Below are 14,864 nucleotides of genomic sequence, written 5' to 3' on the forward strand. Positions count from 1 at the left end.
TACGTAGAATGGCCGGCGCGGGATGGAGCAGTCTGGTAGCTCGTCGGGCTCATAACCCGAAGGTCGTAGGTTCAAATCCTGCTCCCGCAACCAGACACAGGAAAAGGCCACTCTTCGGAGTGGCCTTTTTCGTTTGCGCGCGATTTAAATTATTGATCGAAAACGAAATATCGTTTGACACGAGGCTTCATATCCGTAGAATTGCCGCCGCGGGATGGAGCAGTCTGGTAGCTCGTCGGGCTCATAACCCGAAGGTCGTAGGTTCAAATCCTGCTCCCGCAACCAGACATCAAGAAGAAAGCCACTCTTAGGAGTGGCTTTTTTCGTTGTGCGCAGAAAAAACCACGTACGGGTGGCGCCAGCCGAATGACGAAAATACTCTCCAAGGACTTGGGAATTCGCGACAGTGCCCCTACTCTGTCGCGCAGGATCGTTAGAGGTGCCCGATGAGCGCCAACCCTGCCACACCCGATACACCTGCCCCCGACGAAGCCACGCCACGAGCGGCATGGCTCGACTGGATCAACGCCAACCGCCAGGCACTCGGCCTGGGCGTAACCCTGGTGCTGTTCAGCCTGGCGTTGATCGCCTGCTACCACCTGCTGCGCGACATCGACGCCTATTCCCTGCACGACGCCCTGCTCGATGTGCCGACCACCGCGCTGGCCGGCGCGTTCGCGGCCACCGTCGTAGGCTTCATCTTCCTGCTCGGCTATGAATGGTCGGCCAGCCGCTTCGCCGGTGTGAAACTACCCACCCCGGCACTGCTGACCGGCGGCTTCTCCGCCTTTGCCATCGGTAATGCCGTGGGGCTGTCGATGCTGTCCGGCGGTTCGGTGCGCTATCGCCTCTATGCCCGGCTGGGACTGGGCGCCGGCGACGTCGCGCTGATGACCCTGTTTGCCAGCCTCTCGCTGGGCTGCGCCTTGCCAGTGCTGGCAGCCGTGGCCGCGCTGAGCGACCTCGCGGACGCATCGCTGGCCCTGCACCTGCCACAGTGGCTGGTGGCTGTCCTCGCGCTGGGCATCATCGCCTTCTGCCTGCTGCTGGTAGTGGCTATCGAACGTCGCCGCCTGCCGGAGCAACCCTCGCCGGACAGCCATCTGGTTCGCGTCGGCCGCCGCACGCTGCGCCTGCCCGGCCTGCGGCTGTCGCTGCTGCAACTGCTGATCACCGCGCTGGACGTTGCCGCTGCCGCCACCGTGCTCTATCTGCTGCTGCCCGAGGCCCCGCCCTTCGGCGCCTTCCTGCTGGTCTACCTGATCGCCCTGGCGGCTGGCGTGCTCAGCCACGTCCCCGGTGGCGTCGGCGTATTCGAGGCCGTACTGCTGGCCGCCTTCGCCGGGCAACTGGGTGCCGCACCGCTCGCCGCGGCGCTGCTGCTCTATCGCCTGATCTATGTCGTACTGCCGCTGATCGTCGCCTGCCTGCTGCTGCTGTTCCTCGAGGCACGCCGCATCCTGGTGGCCAAGCAGGCGGTACGGATCACCTCCGGCTTTGCCGCGCAGATCCTCTCGCTGCTGGTGTTCATCTCCGGCATCGTGCTGCTGTTCTCCGGCGCTACACCGTCCATCGATACCCGCCTCGACGAAGTCGGCTTCCTCGTCCCGCACCGCCTGATCGACGCCTCACACCTGGCCGCCAGCCTGATCGGTGTGCTCTGCCTGCTGCTCGCCTATGGTCTGCGCCGTCGCCTCTCCGCTGCCTGGGCGCTGACCCTCGGCCTGCTGATCGCCGGCGCTGCCTTGTCGCTCCTTAAAGGCTTCGACTGGGAAGAAGCCCTGATCCTCAGCTTCACCGCCGCCCTGCTGGTGATCTTCCGCAGCGCCTTCTATCGTCGCAGCCGCCTGATGGACCTGCCCTTCTCGCCGCTGTACCTGGGCGCAGCCGCGTGCGTCATCGCCGCTTCCATCTGGCTGCTGCTGTTCGCCTACCAGGACGTACCTTACAGCCATGAGCTCTGGTGGCAGTTCGCCCTGGACGCCGATGCCCCGCGCGGCCTGCGCGCCGCCCTGGGCAGTTGCCTGCTGCTGGCCGCCCTGGCGCTGTACTGGCTGCTGCGCACCGCGCCGCCGGCGATCCACGCGCCCACACGCGAGGAGCTGGACAGCGCAGCCGGCATCCTGTCCAACTCCGCCCAGCCCGACGGCGGCCTGGCCCTGTCCGGCGACAAGGCGCTGCTGTTCCATGAGGGCAACGACGCCTTCCTGATGTATGCCCGCCGCGGCCGCAGCCTGGTGGCGCTGTTCGATCCGATCGGCCCGGCACAGGCCCGCGCGGAGCTGATCTGGCAATTCCGCGACCTTTGCGACCTGCACCACGCCCGCCCGGTGTTCTACCAGGTGCGAGCGGAGAACCTGCCGCTGTACATGGATATCGGCCTGACCGCGCTCAAGCTCGGCGAAGAAGCACGGGTCGACCTACGCCGCTTCGACCTGGAGAGCAAGGGCAAGGAGATGAAAGACCTGCGCTACACCTGGAACCGCGGCCAGCGCGACGGCCTCAGCCTGGAGTTCCACGACGCCGGCCAGGCGCCGATGGAGGAGCTGCGCGCCATCTCCGATGCCTGGCTGGGCGGCAAGAACGTCCGCGAGAAAGGCTTCTCCCTCGGCCGCTTCACCCCTGAATACCTGCACTATTTCCGCATCGTCGTGGTCCGTTTCCAGGGCCGCGCCGTGGCTTTCGCCAACCTGCTGGAAACGTCCGGCAAGGAACTGGCGAGCATCGACCTGATGCGCGTCGTCCCCGATGCGCCCAAGCTGACCATGGAGTTCCTCATGCTCGGCCTGATCCTGCATTACAAGGAGAGCGGGCATACCCGCTTCAGCCTCGGCATGGTGCCCCTGGCCGGCTTGCAGCCGCGCCGCGGCGCCCCGCTGACCCAACGTCTCGGCGCGCTGGTCTTTCGCCGGGGTGAGCAGTTCTACAACTTCCAGGGGCTGCGTCGCTTCAAGGACAAGTTCCAGCCCGACTGGGAACCCCGTTACCTGGCCGTGCCCGCCGGACTGGATCCGCTGGTGGCCCTGGCCGACACAGCCGCCCTCATCGCGGGCGGCCTGAGTGGATTGGTAAAACGCTGATATGTTGAAACGACGCTGGCGACACCTGCTCGCCCTTCTCCTGCTGATCGTCATTGCCGTCGGCCTGCTGCTATGGAGCCGCCCGGCCCCGCAGGCCTCCCTGGACCACCGCCAGTTGCCCGACGGCAGCGCCGCCAGCCTGGCCAACCCCGGCAAGCAGCCCAATGCACGCGTGCTGCTGGCCGTGCAGGCCGACCAGAAACTGGACGACGCCCAGTTGCTAGCCCTGGCCCACGACAGCGGCGCCCGTGTGGTGCAGTTCGTCTTCCCAGAGAACGACTGCAAGGCCCAGCAGGCTCGCATCCAGGCCGCTGGTGAGCTGCTCGACGGCCAGCCGACCCTGGTCGCCGGCATCGGCCCCGGCAGCGCCTGGGCCTTCCGCTGGCTCGCCGGGCAGACCGACGACAAGGCCAAGGCGCTGTCCGTGGGCTTCTCTCTGGAGAAACCCGACTGCGCCGCCTCGCCTCTGCCGCAGACCGCTCCGCACGGCCACTGGCTGGCTGCCTGGAATGACAACCCGGACGATGCCAGCGCGCGCTTCGCCCGAGGCCTGAAAAACGCCGAAACGGTGATCACCGACTACGACACGCCGCTGCCCAAGGTCCTCGCCGATCAACTGCGCCAGCAGCTGCAAGGTGGCGGCGATAACGTGCCGGTGGTGGAAGTCCCGGCCGCCAAGCCCTCGGAAACCGTCACGCTGTTCTATTCGGGCGATGGCGGCTGGCGCGACCTCGACCGCGACGTCGCCGCGCAGATGGCCGAGCTCGGCTACCCCGTGGTGGGCGTCGATGCCCTGCGCTACTTCTGGGAGCACAAGACCCCGGAACAGAGCGCCGCCGACCTTGCTCTGCTGATGCAGCACTATCGCGAGAAGTGGGGCGCCAAGCACTTCGTGCTGGCCGGCTACTCGTTCGGCGCCGACGTGCTGCCGGCGATCTACAACCGCCTGCCGGCGGACGCCAAGAAGGACGTCAGCTCGGTGATCCTGCTGGCCTTCGCCCGCAGCGGCAGCTTCGAGATCGAGGTGCAGGGCTGGCTCGGCAAGGCCGGCCAGGAAGCTTCCACCGGCCCGGAAATGGCGCGCCTGCCCGGACCGAAGGTGCTCTGCGTGTACGGCGTGGAAGAAAAGGACGAGAGCGGCTGCACCCAGCCCCAGGCCGTGGGCGAGAACCTGCAGTTGCCCGGCGGGCACCACTTCGACGAGGACTACCCGGCCTTGGCCAAAAGACTGGTGAATGCCATCCGCTCCCGCCAGTCAGCCGACGACGAAGGCTGACCGACGTCAAAAGGGCCGCACATAGCGGCCCTTTCACTTTGCCTTCATGGTGTTTCAGGCACATTTAAGGTTCTATGCTCAGACTGACAAGCCCGTCGCCAGAACGGGGCGTCACGATAACCGAGCCAAACAAGGAACCGTCATGAGCCTGTCCAAGACCACGTCCCGTTACGGCAGCCTGTCCATTGCCCTGCACTGGATCATGCTGGTGCTGATCGCCGCCGTGTACTTCTGCATGGAATATCGCACCAATTTCCCCAAAGGCAGCGACACCCGCGCGCTGTTCTCCCAATGGCACTTCATGCTCGGCCTGAGTGTGTTCGTGCTGGTCTGGCTGCGCCTGATCGGCCGCTTCATCTACCCCACACCGCCCATCGTTCCGGCACCGCCGGCCTGGCAGATGGCGCTGGCAAAGCTCGCGCACTTGGCACTGTACGGCCTCATGATCGGCCTGCCGCTGGCCGGCTGGATCATCCTCAGCGCCGCCGACAAGCCGGTGCCGTTCTGGGGCATGGAGCTGCCGCACCTGGTGGACAAGAACCCGGACCTGGCCAAGCAGGTGAAGTACTGGCATGAAACCATCGCCGTGCTCGGCTACTGGCTGATCGGTATCCACGCGTTGGCCGCGCTGTTCCACCACTACATCAGCCGCGACAACACCCTGGTGCGCATGCTGCCGGGCAAGGGCGAGGCAAAGCCGGAGTAATCGCCCCGCCGCGCAGCGCCGACCAGCCGTGAGCAAGGTCTGCTCCTACGAAGTGCAGTCCTGACGATAGGGCAGCGCAGCACGGGCCTCCTCGGCATAGGCCAGGATGCCCGCCCTCTCCCCTATCAGGAACTCCTGCACCGCCTCGCGCAGTCCGGGATGTCCCAGGCGGTGCCAGGAGCGGGTGATCACCGGCTCGAAGCCACGGATCAGCTTGTGCTCGCCCTGCGCTCCGGCGTCGAAGCGCTGGAGGCCGTGGCCGATGGCGAAGTCCAGGCCCTGGTAGAAACAGGTCTCGAAGTGCAGGCGGTCGAACTCCGCCAGGCAGCCCCAGTAGCGGCCGTACAATGTATCGCCGCCGAGCAGACTGAAAGCCATGGCCACGGGCCGGCCATTCTGGTGAGCGAAGACCACGCGGATCGCCTCGGGCATACGCTCGCCGATCAGGCTGAAGAACGCCCGGCTCAGGTAGGGCGCCTGCCCGCGGACCTCATAGGTGCTGCTGTAGCAGGCATAGACGAAGTCCCAGTGCGCTTCGGACAGCTCGTGCCCTTCCATCCAGACGAAATCCAGCCCCAGCCCGGCGACCTGCTCGCGCTCCTTGCGGATCTGCTTGCGCTTGCGTGAGCTGAGTGCATCGAGAAAGTCCTGGAAGTCGCGGTAGCCGCGGTTGCTCCAGTGGTACTGGCAACCCAGGCGCTCCAGCCAACCGTCTGCAGCGTCCAGCAGGGCATCGGCGGCAGCATCGGTGAAATTCACGTGCACGCCGGAGCAATGCCCTTCGTCCACCTCGCCCGCCAGCGCGCCGACCAGGCTCAGCGCCGCGTCCGGCGCGCCGAGCAGGCGAGCGCCGCCGACCGGTGTGAAGGGAATGCCCACCAGCAGCTTGGGATAGTAGGGAATGCCGGCGCGCAGGCAGGCATCCGCCCAGCTCCAGTCAAATACGTACTCGCCGTAGGAATGGCTTTTCAGATAGGCCGGCGCCGCGGCGAGCAGACGGCCATCGTCGGCCAGCAGCACCCGGTGGGAAGGTTTCCAGCCGCTGCGGCCGCCGACGCTGCCGCTTTCCTCCAGGGCGGAGAGAAAGCCATGGCGCAGGAACGGCTGGTCGTCCGGCAGCAGGGCGTCCCACTGGCGGGCGTCGACTTCGGCAAGGCGGGAAAGGGTCTGGATAGGCATGGCCGACAGTCTGGCGCGAGGCGCGAGCGAAGGGAAGATTCAAGCGGGAAAACTCGCACGCCGGTGACATTCACGTTCGTCGGTATCCGCCGGAGAGGCCGGCAGAGTGGTCTATGTTGGGGATTAGCAAGGCTTGCCGGCGCACGACGCCAGCTCCGTTCCGCTCGCCACACGCCCTCGCGGGCTGTTGGCGACCTGCCAGGAGGACGCCCCATGAGCCTGATGCAATGCGAGTACCGCAAGTACACCATCACCGCCGATGTCGTCGAGCATCCCGGCCTGCCCACTCCCTGGGCCGGCGGTTGCCACATCACCGCCCCGGACGGCCAGACCACCAAACGCAAGACGCTACCGGTGGAGTTTGCCTTCATGTCGGATCTGCAGAAGGCCCAGCACGCTTCCATCGCCCACGGCAAATGGCTGGTGGACCAGAATCTGGACCACGACCGTCGGCTGTTCTGATCTCTAGCTGTTCACGTAGCCCGGTTCTTCGCTGACCGGCGCACCGACTGGCAATGGCGTCAGGCTTACCTGAAGCGCCAGGAACTCCTGCGCGGATGCCCGCCAGGTCTGCCCGCGCGCCCACTGCGCGCAGGCCTGGCGATCCAGCTCCAGCGCCCGCAGACAGGCGCTGCGCAGATCCGCGTCCATCACCCCGGTGACGCCTTCCTCCAGGACATCCAGCGGCCCCGTCACCGGGAACGCCGCCACTGGCGTACCGCACGCCAGCGCCTCGACCATCACCAGGCCGAGGGTATCGGTCAGCGATGGGAAGGCCAGCACACTGGCGCTGCGATAGGCCTCCGCCAGTTCGTCGCCGTGGCGATAGCCGAGGAACTCCGCCTGTGGATAAGCCGCTTGCAGCTCCGCGCGCTGCGGGCCGTCGCCCACCACGCGCTTGCGTCCCGGCAGGTCGAGCGCGAGGAAGGCTTCGAGATTCTTCTCCCGCGCCAGCCGGCCGACATAGAGGAATATCGGCTCCTGGAGCGGTGCGCCCTCCCCCGGCTGAAAACGCTGGAGATCCACGCCCTTGCGCCACAGCGCCAGATTGTCGAAAGCGTGATCGGCGAAAGCTCCGCGCATGCGCTCGCTGCTCACCAGCACGGCCTGGCTCGGTGCATGGAAGCGGCGCAGGAAGGCATAGCCCCAGGCCAGCGGCAGCCAGGGCCAGCGAGTGTTCACGTATTCGGGAAAGCGCGTATGGATGGCGCTGCTGAACTTCATCCCGCGGCGCACCAGCCAGCGCCGTGCAGCCCAGCCCAGCGGGCCTTCCGTGGCGAGGTGGATGCAGTCCGGGGCGAAGTCGGCGATCTTCTCGCCGACTGTCCACAGGTTCCACGCCAGGGGGATTTCCGGGTAGCTCGGGCAAGGCCGGTGACGAAAATCCTGCGGGGTGATCAGGCCGACCCTGTGCCCCATTTCCTCCAGCTCGGCCACCAGTGCCCGGAGGCTGGTGACCACGCCGTTGACCTGCGGCAGCCAGGCATCGGTGACGATCAGCAGCCTCATGCCGCCGACTCGACCACCGCAGGCGCCTCGGCGCGCACCGGTTCCTCGGCCAGGCGGTAAAGCTCGATGCTGCCATCCCAGTGCTCGATCAGCGCCGAGCAGGATTCCACCCAGTCACCGCAATTGAGGTATTCCACCTCGCCGATCTGGCGGATTTCCGCGTGGTGGATGTGCCCGCAGACCACGCCGTTGAGGCCGCGCTTGTGCACCTCGTGGGCGATGGCTTCCTCGAAGTCGCTGATGAAGTTCACCGCTGTCTTCACCTTGTGCTTGAGGTACGCCGACAGCGACCAGTAGCCGTAGCCATAGCGGCTGCGCCAGTGATTCAGCCAGCGGTTAAGCGTCAGGGTGAACTCGTAGGCGGAGTCGCCGAGGAAGGCCAGCCACTTGTGGTAGCGCGTGATGACGTCGAACTGGTCACCGTGGATCACCAGCAACTGGCGGCCGTCGGCGGTGGTGTGGACGATCTCGTCGACCAGGCGGATGTTGCCCAGCAGCAGCGAGGAATAGCGGCGCAGGAACTCGTCGTGGTTGCCGGTCACGTAGATCACCTCGGTGCCTCGCTTGCTCATGGTCAGCAGGCGGCGGATCACGTTGGTGTGCGCCTGCGGCCAGTAGATGCCGCCGCGCAGCTTCCAGCCGTCGATGATGTCGCCCACCAGGTAGATGCGGTCGGCGTGGTAGCGCTTGAGGAAGCCGGCCAGATGCTCGGCCTGGCAGTCGCGGGTGCCGAGGTGGACATCGGATATCCACAGGGTCCGCACCCGTTGTTTCTTCGTCGGCGTCATGCGTTGCGCGCTGCTCATCGTCGGCGACCTCCAGAGGGGTTTCTCCGAGTGTCGGCCGCCGCGGTGAAGCGAACATGACCGACTGGCGACAGTCCCGTGACAGGCCGCGGCGCGCTAGACTGTCCACCTGCCCGCCAGCTTCGGAAAGCAGTTCGCATGAACCCGATCCTCTCCCTGCGCCACTACAGCCACGACCATCTCGCCCATAGCCACAGCCATGCGCAGCTGGTGCTTGGGCTGTCCGGCAGCCTGGATTTCGAAGTGGGCGGACGCGGCAGCCTGGTGACCCGGCAGACTTTCGCCGTGGTGCCGCGTGACGAGCACCACGCCTGCGCCAGCCCCGACGGCAGCCGCTGCCTGGTGGTCGATCTGGAGGACGAAGATAACCTGCTCGCCGCCCTGGGCCTGCACAGCGACGCCGGCCGCCGCCTGCTGGAAACCCCCGGCCAGCGCCTGCTCAACAACGACCAGGCGCAACTGGTGCACTGGCTGGCCGGCAGCCCCCTGCATGACCCGGTGCTGGCGCGCCAGGGTGCGATCCTCCTGCTCGCCAGCCTCGCCGCCGGCCAGCAGCGCGTGGAGGAACCTACGCAATTGCCCTTGGCCAGCCTCGACAGCTACATCGACCGCCACGCCGCGCACCCGCTGCAGGTGGCCGACCTGGCGCGGCTCGCCGGGCTTTCCGCTGCGCGCTTCCATGCCCGCTTCCTCGCCGAGACGGGGCAGACGCCCATGGACTACGTGCGCCAGCGCCGCCTGCAGTTGGGCCGCGACCTGCTGCGCGGTTCGCACCAATCGGTCGGCGAGATTGCCGCACAGGTCGGCTACGCCTCGCAGAGCGCCTTCACCGCCGCGCTGGTGCGCCAGTTCGGCACCACCGCGCGCCAGCTTCGCCAGGAGGCGCGCGACAATTCCCGCTAGCCGCGCGACAGACAGCCGCGCGCCCAGCGCCTAGACTGCCGGCCATCGAACCCAATAACCCAACGGGAGCAGCGATGTCGGCAGACACTATCGAGTGGCAGGATTTCGAGCGCGTCGAACTGCGCGTGGGCACCATCGTCCAGGCCGAACCCAACGTGAAGGCGCGCAAGCCCGCCTACATCCTCCAGGTCGACCTCGGCCCGCTGGGGATCAAGACCTCCAGCGCACAGATCACCGCGCACTATGAAGCCAACGAGCTGATCGGCCGCCAGGTGCTCTGCGTGTGCAACTTCGAACCCAAATCCATCGCTGGCGTGCGCTCGGAAGTGCTGGTCACCGGCGCCTACGACAGCGACGACAAGGTGGTGCTTGCCGGTTTCGACAAGCCGCTGCCCAATGGCGCGCGGCTGGCCTGATCTTTGACTCACCGCGCGCCAGCCGGCCCGGCGCGCTTGCCTCTTTCCCGACAAGGCCCCGCCACAGCAATCGGCGGAAGCTCAGGCATGAATCGCATTACCCAACTCACACCCCGCGGCGCCCTGATCGGCCTGCACATCGGCGCCCTGATGTTCGGGCTGTCCGGCATCTTCGGCAAACTCATCCTCGCCGGCCCCCTGGTCATCGTCTTCGGCCGCGCGCTGTTCGGCTCGCTGTCGCTGGCAGCGGTTTTCGCCGGGCATCTGCGGCAGCAGAAGCGACCTACGCTGAAACAGGCCGCCATGCTGCTGGGTGGCGGCGTGCTGCTGTGCACCCACTGGCTGACGTTCTTCCTCGCCGTGAAAGTCGGCAACGTGGCGGTCGCCACCCTCGGCTTCGCCAGCTTCCCCGCCTTCACCGTGCTGCTGGAAGGCCTGCTGTTCCGCGAACGCATCCGCAAGGGTGAATACCTGGTGGTGGCGCTGGTGTGCATCGGCCTGGTGATGGTCACGCCGACACTGGACCTGCGCGACGGCGCCACCGCTGGCCTGCTCTGGGGAACCCTCTCCGGGCTGCTGTTCGCCCTGCTGTCGCTGGCCAACCGGGTCAGCGTGCGCGGGATCGACCCAATCCAGGCGGCGCTGTGCCAGAACCTGACGATCATCGCCTGCCTGCTGCCGCTGGTGCTCTTCGAGTTGCCCGCGATTCGCGGCATGGACTGGTTGTGGCTGGTGGCGCTGGGCGTCCTCTGCACCGGTGTCGCCCACAGCCTGTTCGTCGCCAGCCTGCGGCTGATCAAGGCACGCACGGCGGCGGTGATCTTTGCCCTGGAGCCGGTCTACGGCATCGCCTTCGCCGCCGTGCTGTTCGGCGAGGAGCCGAGCCTGCGGATGCTGGCGGGTGGCACGCTGATCATCTTCGCGACCTTCCTCAGCGCACGCGGCTCGCATTAACGACCTGCAGGAGCGAACTTGCTCGCTCCTGCACTTGCCGGGTAGTGAATACGCTGAAAAGGAAGGCTGCCCCGCAGCGCGCGTATCTCGAACCTTGCCCTGGGGAGGGACTGCCAAGGATTCATCGCACGACAGCCTGCGAGGCGGCCTGTTCGGTGTGGTGCCTGTGGATAAGGCGCCGAGATTGGGTGAACCTTTCCACGACGCCGGAGGGGGCGAGGCAGCTTCAGCTCTGGGCGCAATGATCGCGCGTCTGCCCTGCCTGGAACGTCAGCACTGGGTAAAGAGTGGGTAAAAGGTCCGATACACGGGCTATCAAGCCTGTTGCAGCAACCACCGGCAGTAACGCTGCACCCCTTCCTCCACGCCCATCATCGGCGCGCGGTAGCCCGCCTCGCGGAGGAAGGCGATATCGGCGCAGGTGTAGCACTGGTACTTGCCGCGCAACTCGTCCGGGAACTCGGTGTACTCCAGCAGTCCATCGCGGATCGCTGCATCCAGGGTCAGCGGCTGCAGGTCCTGCTGTTCGCGCAGGGTGTTGATCACCGCCAGCGCCACGTCGTTGAACGGCTGGGCACGGCCGCTGCCGAGGTTGAAGATGCCGCTGCGCTCGGGGTTGTCGAGGAAATGCAGGTTGACCCTGGCCACATCCTCCACCGAGACGAAATCGCGCAGGTGGCCGCCGGCCGGGTAGTCGCCGTACTCGCCGAACAGCTTCACCTTGCCGGTCTCACGGAACTGGTTGAAGCAGTGGAAGGCCACCGAGGCCATGCGCCCCTTGTGCGGCTCGCGCGGGCCGTAGACGTTGAAGTAGCGGAAGCCGGCCACCTGGGTGCGCGCCGTGGGCAGCACCTTGCGCACGCGCTGGTCGAAGAGGAACTTCGAGTAGCCGTAGACGTTCAGCGGCCGCTCGCAGGAGCGCGTCTCGCGGAACTCCTGGCCGCCGCCATAGACCGCCGCCGACGAGGCATAGAGGAACGGCACGCCCAGGGACAGGCTGGCGTCCAGCAACTCGCAGCTGTAGCGGTAGTTGTTGTCCATCATGTAGCGCCCGTCGCGCTCCATGGTGCTGGAGCAGGCACCCTGGTGCAGCAGCGCACGCACCACGCCGAAGCGTCCGCGGGCGTAGCGCGCAATGAAATCGCCCTTGTCGAGGTAGTCGCTGATGTCGCAGTCGGCGAGGTTGGCGAACTTGTCACCCTCGGTCAGATCATCGACCGCGATGATGTCGGTCTCGCCGCGCTGGTTCAACGCCTTGACGAGATTGCTGCCGATGAAGCCGGCGGCGCCAGTGACGATGATGCTCATGAGGGCACCTCCTGTGGAGAATGGGTGCTCTCAGACTAAAAGTGGAACCGGCGTACCCCGTTGATATGAAGCAAGGAAGTTAGCCAGCTATCGAATGGTTCCGCCGACCGGTACCGCGACGCTTCAGGAGCGATCGTTATGGCCCAGGTCGCGCTGCGGATCGATGCGGTCGCGCACGCGCTGCTTGAGCACCTTGGCCTCGGGGAAACCACCGTCGACCTTGCGCTCCCAGATCTGCTCGGCGTCGCAAGTGATGTGGAAGACCCCGCCCGTGCCCGGCACCAGGCTGACCTTGCCCAGGTCGTCGCCAAAGGTGCTCAGCAGTTCCTGGGCCAGCCAGGCGGCGCGCAACAGCCACTGGCACTGGGTGCAATAGGTGATGACGATTTCGGCTTTGGCTTCGGACATGAATCAGACTCTGCAGTAGGACGCGAACCTATAATACCGCTCTGAAATGCCCTACCGGACTCTTCTCTTCATGCGCCGACTGCTGTTCGCCCTCCTCCTGCTCCTTCCCCTCGGCGCCCTGGCGGCGAACACTCCACCGAAGATCGGCCTGGTCCTCTCCGGCGGCGCAGCGCGCGGCCTGGCGCACATCGGTGTGCTGAAGGCGCTGGACGAACAGGGCATCCACGTCGACGCCATCGCCGGCACCAGCATGGGCGCAGTGATCGGCGGCCTGTATGCAGCGGGCTATACGCCCAAGGAGCTGGAACAACTGGCCCTGGGGCTGGACTGGAAGGAAGCGCTGTCCGACTCGCCGCCGCGGGTCGACGTGCCCTTCCGCCGCAAACAGGACGACCGCGACTTCCTGGTGAAGCAGAAGCTCAGCTTCCGCGACGACGGCACCCTCGGCCTGCCGCTGGGGGCCATCCAGGGGCAGAACCTGTCGATGCTGCTGGAAAGCCTGCTGGTGCACACCAGCGATACCCGCGACTTCGATCAGCTGGCGATTCCCTTCCGCGCGGTGGCCACCGATATCTCCACCGGCGAGAAAGTGGTGTTCAGCAAGGGCCACCTGCCCCAGGCGATCCGCGCCAGCATGTCGATCCCGGCGGTGTTCGCGCCGGTGGAGGTCAACGGCAAGCTGCTGGTGGACGGCGGCATGGTCGACAACATCCCGGTGGACGTGGCCCGGCAGATGGGCGTCGACGTGGTCATCGTGGTCGACATCGGCAACCCGCTGCTGGATCGCAAGCAGTTGGCCACCGTGGTGGACATGCTCAACCAGTCCATCACCCTGATGACCCGCAAGAACTCCGAAGCACAGCTGGCCACCCTGAAATCCAGCGACATCCTGGTGCAGCCGCCGCTCAGTGGCTACAGCTCAACCGACTTCGGCCGCGTGCCGCAGCTGATCGACGCCGGCTACCGCGCCACCAGCATCCTCGCCCCGCGCCTGGCAGCGCTGCGCAAACCCGCCGACGCCCAGGCAGTGGCACTGAACGAGGCGCGCACACCGGGCGAGCGCCAGCCGGTGATCGACCGCATCGAGGTGGAGAACAACTCCAAGGTCAGCGACGACGTCATCCTCCATTACATTCGCCAACCGCTGGGCGAGCACCTGGACCTGGAACGCCTGCAGCGCGACATGAGCACCCTCTACGGCCTGGATTACTTCGACCAGGTCCAGTACCGGGTCGTGCACCGCAAGGATGGCAACGCGCTGGTGATCCACGCCTATGGCAAGCGCAGCGGCACCGACTACCTGCGCCTGGGCCTGAACCTCTCTGACGACCTGCGCGGCGACAGCACCTTCAACGTCGGCGGCAGCTACCGCATGAACGGTATCAACCGCCTCGGCGCGGAATGGCTGACGCGCCTGCAGATCGGCGACCAGCAGGAGCTCTATAGCGAGTTCTACCAGCCGCTGGACGTGGGCTCGCGCTACTTCGTCGCGCCCTACCTGTTCAACGAGGCGCAGAACGTCGAGGCCACCGACAACGACGACCCCATCGCCGAGTACCGCCTGGAGCGCTATGGCTATGGCCTGAACCTCGGCCGGCAGATCGCCAACAACGGCGAGATCCGCCTCGGCGTGGCCCAGGCCTTCGGCAAGGCCGACGTACGCGTGGGCGAGCAGGACCTGCCGGACTTCCACTTCACCGAAGGCTACGCCGAGCTCAAATACTCCTTCGACACCATGGACAACGTCGACTTCCCCCGTGAAGGCGAGAACATCCAGACCTCCTTCCGCGAACACACGCCGTCCCTGGGCGACGACGACCGCTACCGGCAATGGGATTTTCGCCTGGACAAGGCGCTGAGCAGCGGCCCCAACACCTGGGTGCTGGGCGGCGGCTACGGCCGCACCATCGATGACGCCGAGGTGGTGGTGTCGAGCTTCCTGCTCGGCGGCGCGCGGCAACTTTCCGGTTATCGCCAGGACGCATTGGCCGGACAGAACTACAGCCTCGGACGGGTCATCTACTACCGGCGCATGACCGAGCGATCTTTCCTGCCGCTGGACTTCCCCTTCTACCTGGGCGGCAGCCTGGAGCGAGGCAGGGTGTGGAACAACGACAACAGCTACGACACCGGCTACGTCAACGCCGGCAGCATTCTCATGGGCTTCGAGACACCGCTGGGGCCGCTGTCCTTCAGCTACGGCCTGAACGATGCCAGCGAGCACGCGGTGTACATCAACCTGGGCCGTAACTTCTGAGCCGGTCTTGTAGGAGCGAGCTTGCTCGCTCCTACAAGAGCCTTCGCGCCCGATCCTCGGGA

At 66.2% G+C, this 14,864-nt stretch carries 13 protein-coding genes and 2 tRNA genes; 10 read left to right on the forward strand and 5 right to left on the reverse strand.

The genetic code is table 11. The annotated features are described in order from the left end of the window. Nucleotides 1–16: 16 nt before the first annotated feature. The 5 genes from LDJ84_RS22080 to LDJ84_RS22100 all read left to right on the forward strand — a co-directional run bounded on the left by LDJ84_RS22080 (nucleotide 17) and on the right by LDJ84_RS22100 (nucleotide 5,062). Nucleotides 17–93 (forward strand) — tRNA-Met (locus LDJ84_RS22080). A 115-nt stretch (nucleotides 94–208) separates the two neighbouring features. Beyond that, nucleotides 209–285: transfer RNA gene (locus LDJ84_RS22085), tRNA-Met, on the forward strand. A 161-nt stretch (nucleotides 286–446) separates the two neighbouring features. Next, nucleotides 447–3,080: a bifunctional lysylphosphatidylglycerol flippase/synthetase MprF gene (gene mprF / locus LDJ84_RS22090; RefSeq protein WP_226045405.1), complete on the forward strand. Its 2,634-nt coding sequence runs from the start codon at nucleotides 447–449 to the stop codon at nucleotides 3,078–3,080. Between the two features lies 1 nt (nucleotide 3,081). Then, the gene (locus LDJ84_RS22095) at nucleotides 3,082–4,356 is read left to right on the forward strand and encodes a virulence factor family protein (protein ID WP_065086367.1); all 1,275 of its coding nucleotides are present in this window, start codon (nucleotides 3,082–3,084) and stop codon (nucleotides 4,354–4,356) included. Between the two features lie 142 nt (nucleotides 4,357–4,498). After that, the gene (locus LDJ84_RS22100) at nucleotides 4,499–5,062 is read left to right on the forward strand and encodes a cytochrome b (RefSeq protein ID WP_226045406.1); all 564 of its coding nucleotides are present in this window, start codon (nucleotides 4,499–4,501) and stop codon (nucleotides 5,060–5,062) included. Nucleotides 5,063–5,107: 45 nt separating this feature from the next. On the opposite strand, the gene LDJ84_RS22105 is transcribed toward LDJ84_RS22100, so the two are convergent. Continuing rightward, a complete protein-coding gene (locus LDJ84_RS22105; RefSeq protein WP_024766129.1) occupies nucleotides 5,108–6,241 on the reverse strand; it encodes a GNAT family N-acetyltransferase in 1,134 nt (377 codons plus the stop codon). 213 nt (nucleotides 6,242–6,454) lie between these two features. Between LDJ84_RS22105 and LDJ84_RS22110 the strand changes: the two genes are divergently transcribed. Further along, the gene (locus LDJ84_RS22110; protein ID WP_024766130.1) at nucleotides 6,455–6,703 is read left to right on the forward strand and encodes a hypothetical protein; all 249 of its coding nucleotides are present in this window, start codon (nucleotides 6,455–6,457) and stop codon (nucleotides 6,701–6,703) included. Nucleotides 6,704–6,706: 3 nt separating this feature from the next. On the opposite strand, the gene LDJ84_RS22115 is transcribed toward LDJ84_RS22110, so the two are convergent. Both LDJ84_RS22115 and LDJ84_RS22120 read right to left on the reverse strand, forming a co-directional pair. Then, complete coding sequence (locus LDJ84_RS22115; RefSeq protein ID WP_226045407.1) at nucleotides 6,707–7,750, reverse strand: glycosyltransferase family 4 protein; 1,044 nt, start codon at nucleotides 7,748–7,750, stop codon at nucleotides 6,707–6,709. Next, on the reverse strand, nucleotides 7,747–8,556 hold the full coding sequence (locus LDJ84_RS22120; protein WP_024766131.1) for a UDP-2,3-diacylglucosamine diphosphatase: 810 nt from the start codon (nucleotides 8,554–8,556) through the stop codon (nucleotides 7,747–7,749). The genes LDJ84_RS22115 and LDJ84_RS22120 overlap by 4 nt, the downstream gene beginning before the upstream one ends. A 138-nt stretch (nucleotides 8,557–8,694) precedes the next feature. On the opposite strand from LDJ84_RS22120, the gene LDJ84_RS22125 reads away from it, so the two are divergent. The 3 genes from LDJ84_RS22125 (at nucleotide 8,695) to LDJ84_RS22135 (ending at nucleotide 10,829) form a co-directional block, all read left to right on the forward strand. Next, a complete protein-coding gene (locus LDJ84_RS22125) occupies nucleotides 8,695–9,459 on the forward strand; it encodes an AraC family transcriptional regulator (protein ID WP_038803312.1) in 765 nt (254 codons plus the stop codon). 74 nt (nucleotides 9,460–9,533) lie between these two features. Then, the gene (locus tag LDJ84_RS22130; RefSeq protein ID WP_037007488.1) at nucleotides 9,534–9,875 is read left to right on the forward strand and encodes a tRNA-binding protein; all 342 of its coding nucleotides are present in this window, start codon (nucleotides 9,534–9,536) and stop codon (nucleotides 9,873–9,875) included. Nucleotides 9,876–9,962: 87 nt separating this feature from the next. After that, nucleotides 9,963–10,829 carry a DMT family transporter gene (locus LDJ84_RS22135; RefSeq protein WP_038803311.1) on the forward strand — a complete coding sequence of 289 codons (867 nt, stop codon included), beginning with the start codon at nucleotides 9,963–9,965 and terminating at the stop codon, nucleotides 10,827–10,829. A gap of 315 nt (nucleotides 10,830–11,144) precedes the next feature. Here LDJ84_RS22135 and rfaD read toward each other — a convergent pair whose 3' ends face one another. Next, complete coding sequence (gene rfaD, locus LDJ84_RS22140) at nucleotides 11,145–12,137, reverse strand: ADP-glyceromanno-heptose 6-epimerase (protein WP_226045408.1); 993 nt, start codon at nucleotides 12,135–12,137, stop codon at nucleotides 11,145–11,147. A gap of 123 nt (nucleotides 12,138–12,260) precedes the next feature. Next, nucleotides 12,261–12,545, reverse strand: a complete 285-nt coding sequence (locus tag LDJ84_RS22145) for a SelT/SelW/SelH family protein (protein ID WP_024766134.1) — start codon at nucleotides 12,543–12,545, stop codon at nucleotides 12,261–12,263. Between the two features lie 70 nt (nucleotides 12,546–12,615). Here LDJ84_RS22145 and LDJ84_RS22150 point away from each other — a divergent pair, with 70 nt between their 5' ends. Beyond that, the gene (locus tag LDJ84_RS22150) at nucleotides 12,616–14,802 is read left to right on the forward strand and encodes a patatin-like phospholipase family protein (protein WP_170858263.1); all 2,187 of its coding nucleotides are present in this window, start codon (nucleotides 12,616–12,618) and stop codon (nucleotides 14,800–14,802) included. Nucleotides 14,803–14,864: the final 62 nt, after the last annotated feature.

The organism is Pseudomonas sp. HS-18, assembly GCF_020401845.1.
Classification (GTDB): Bacteria; Pseudomonadota; Gammaproteobacteria; order Pseudomonadales; family Pseudomonadaceae; genus Pseudomonas; species Pseudomonas nitroreducens.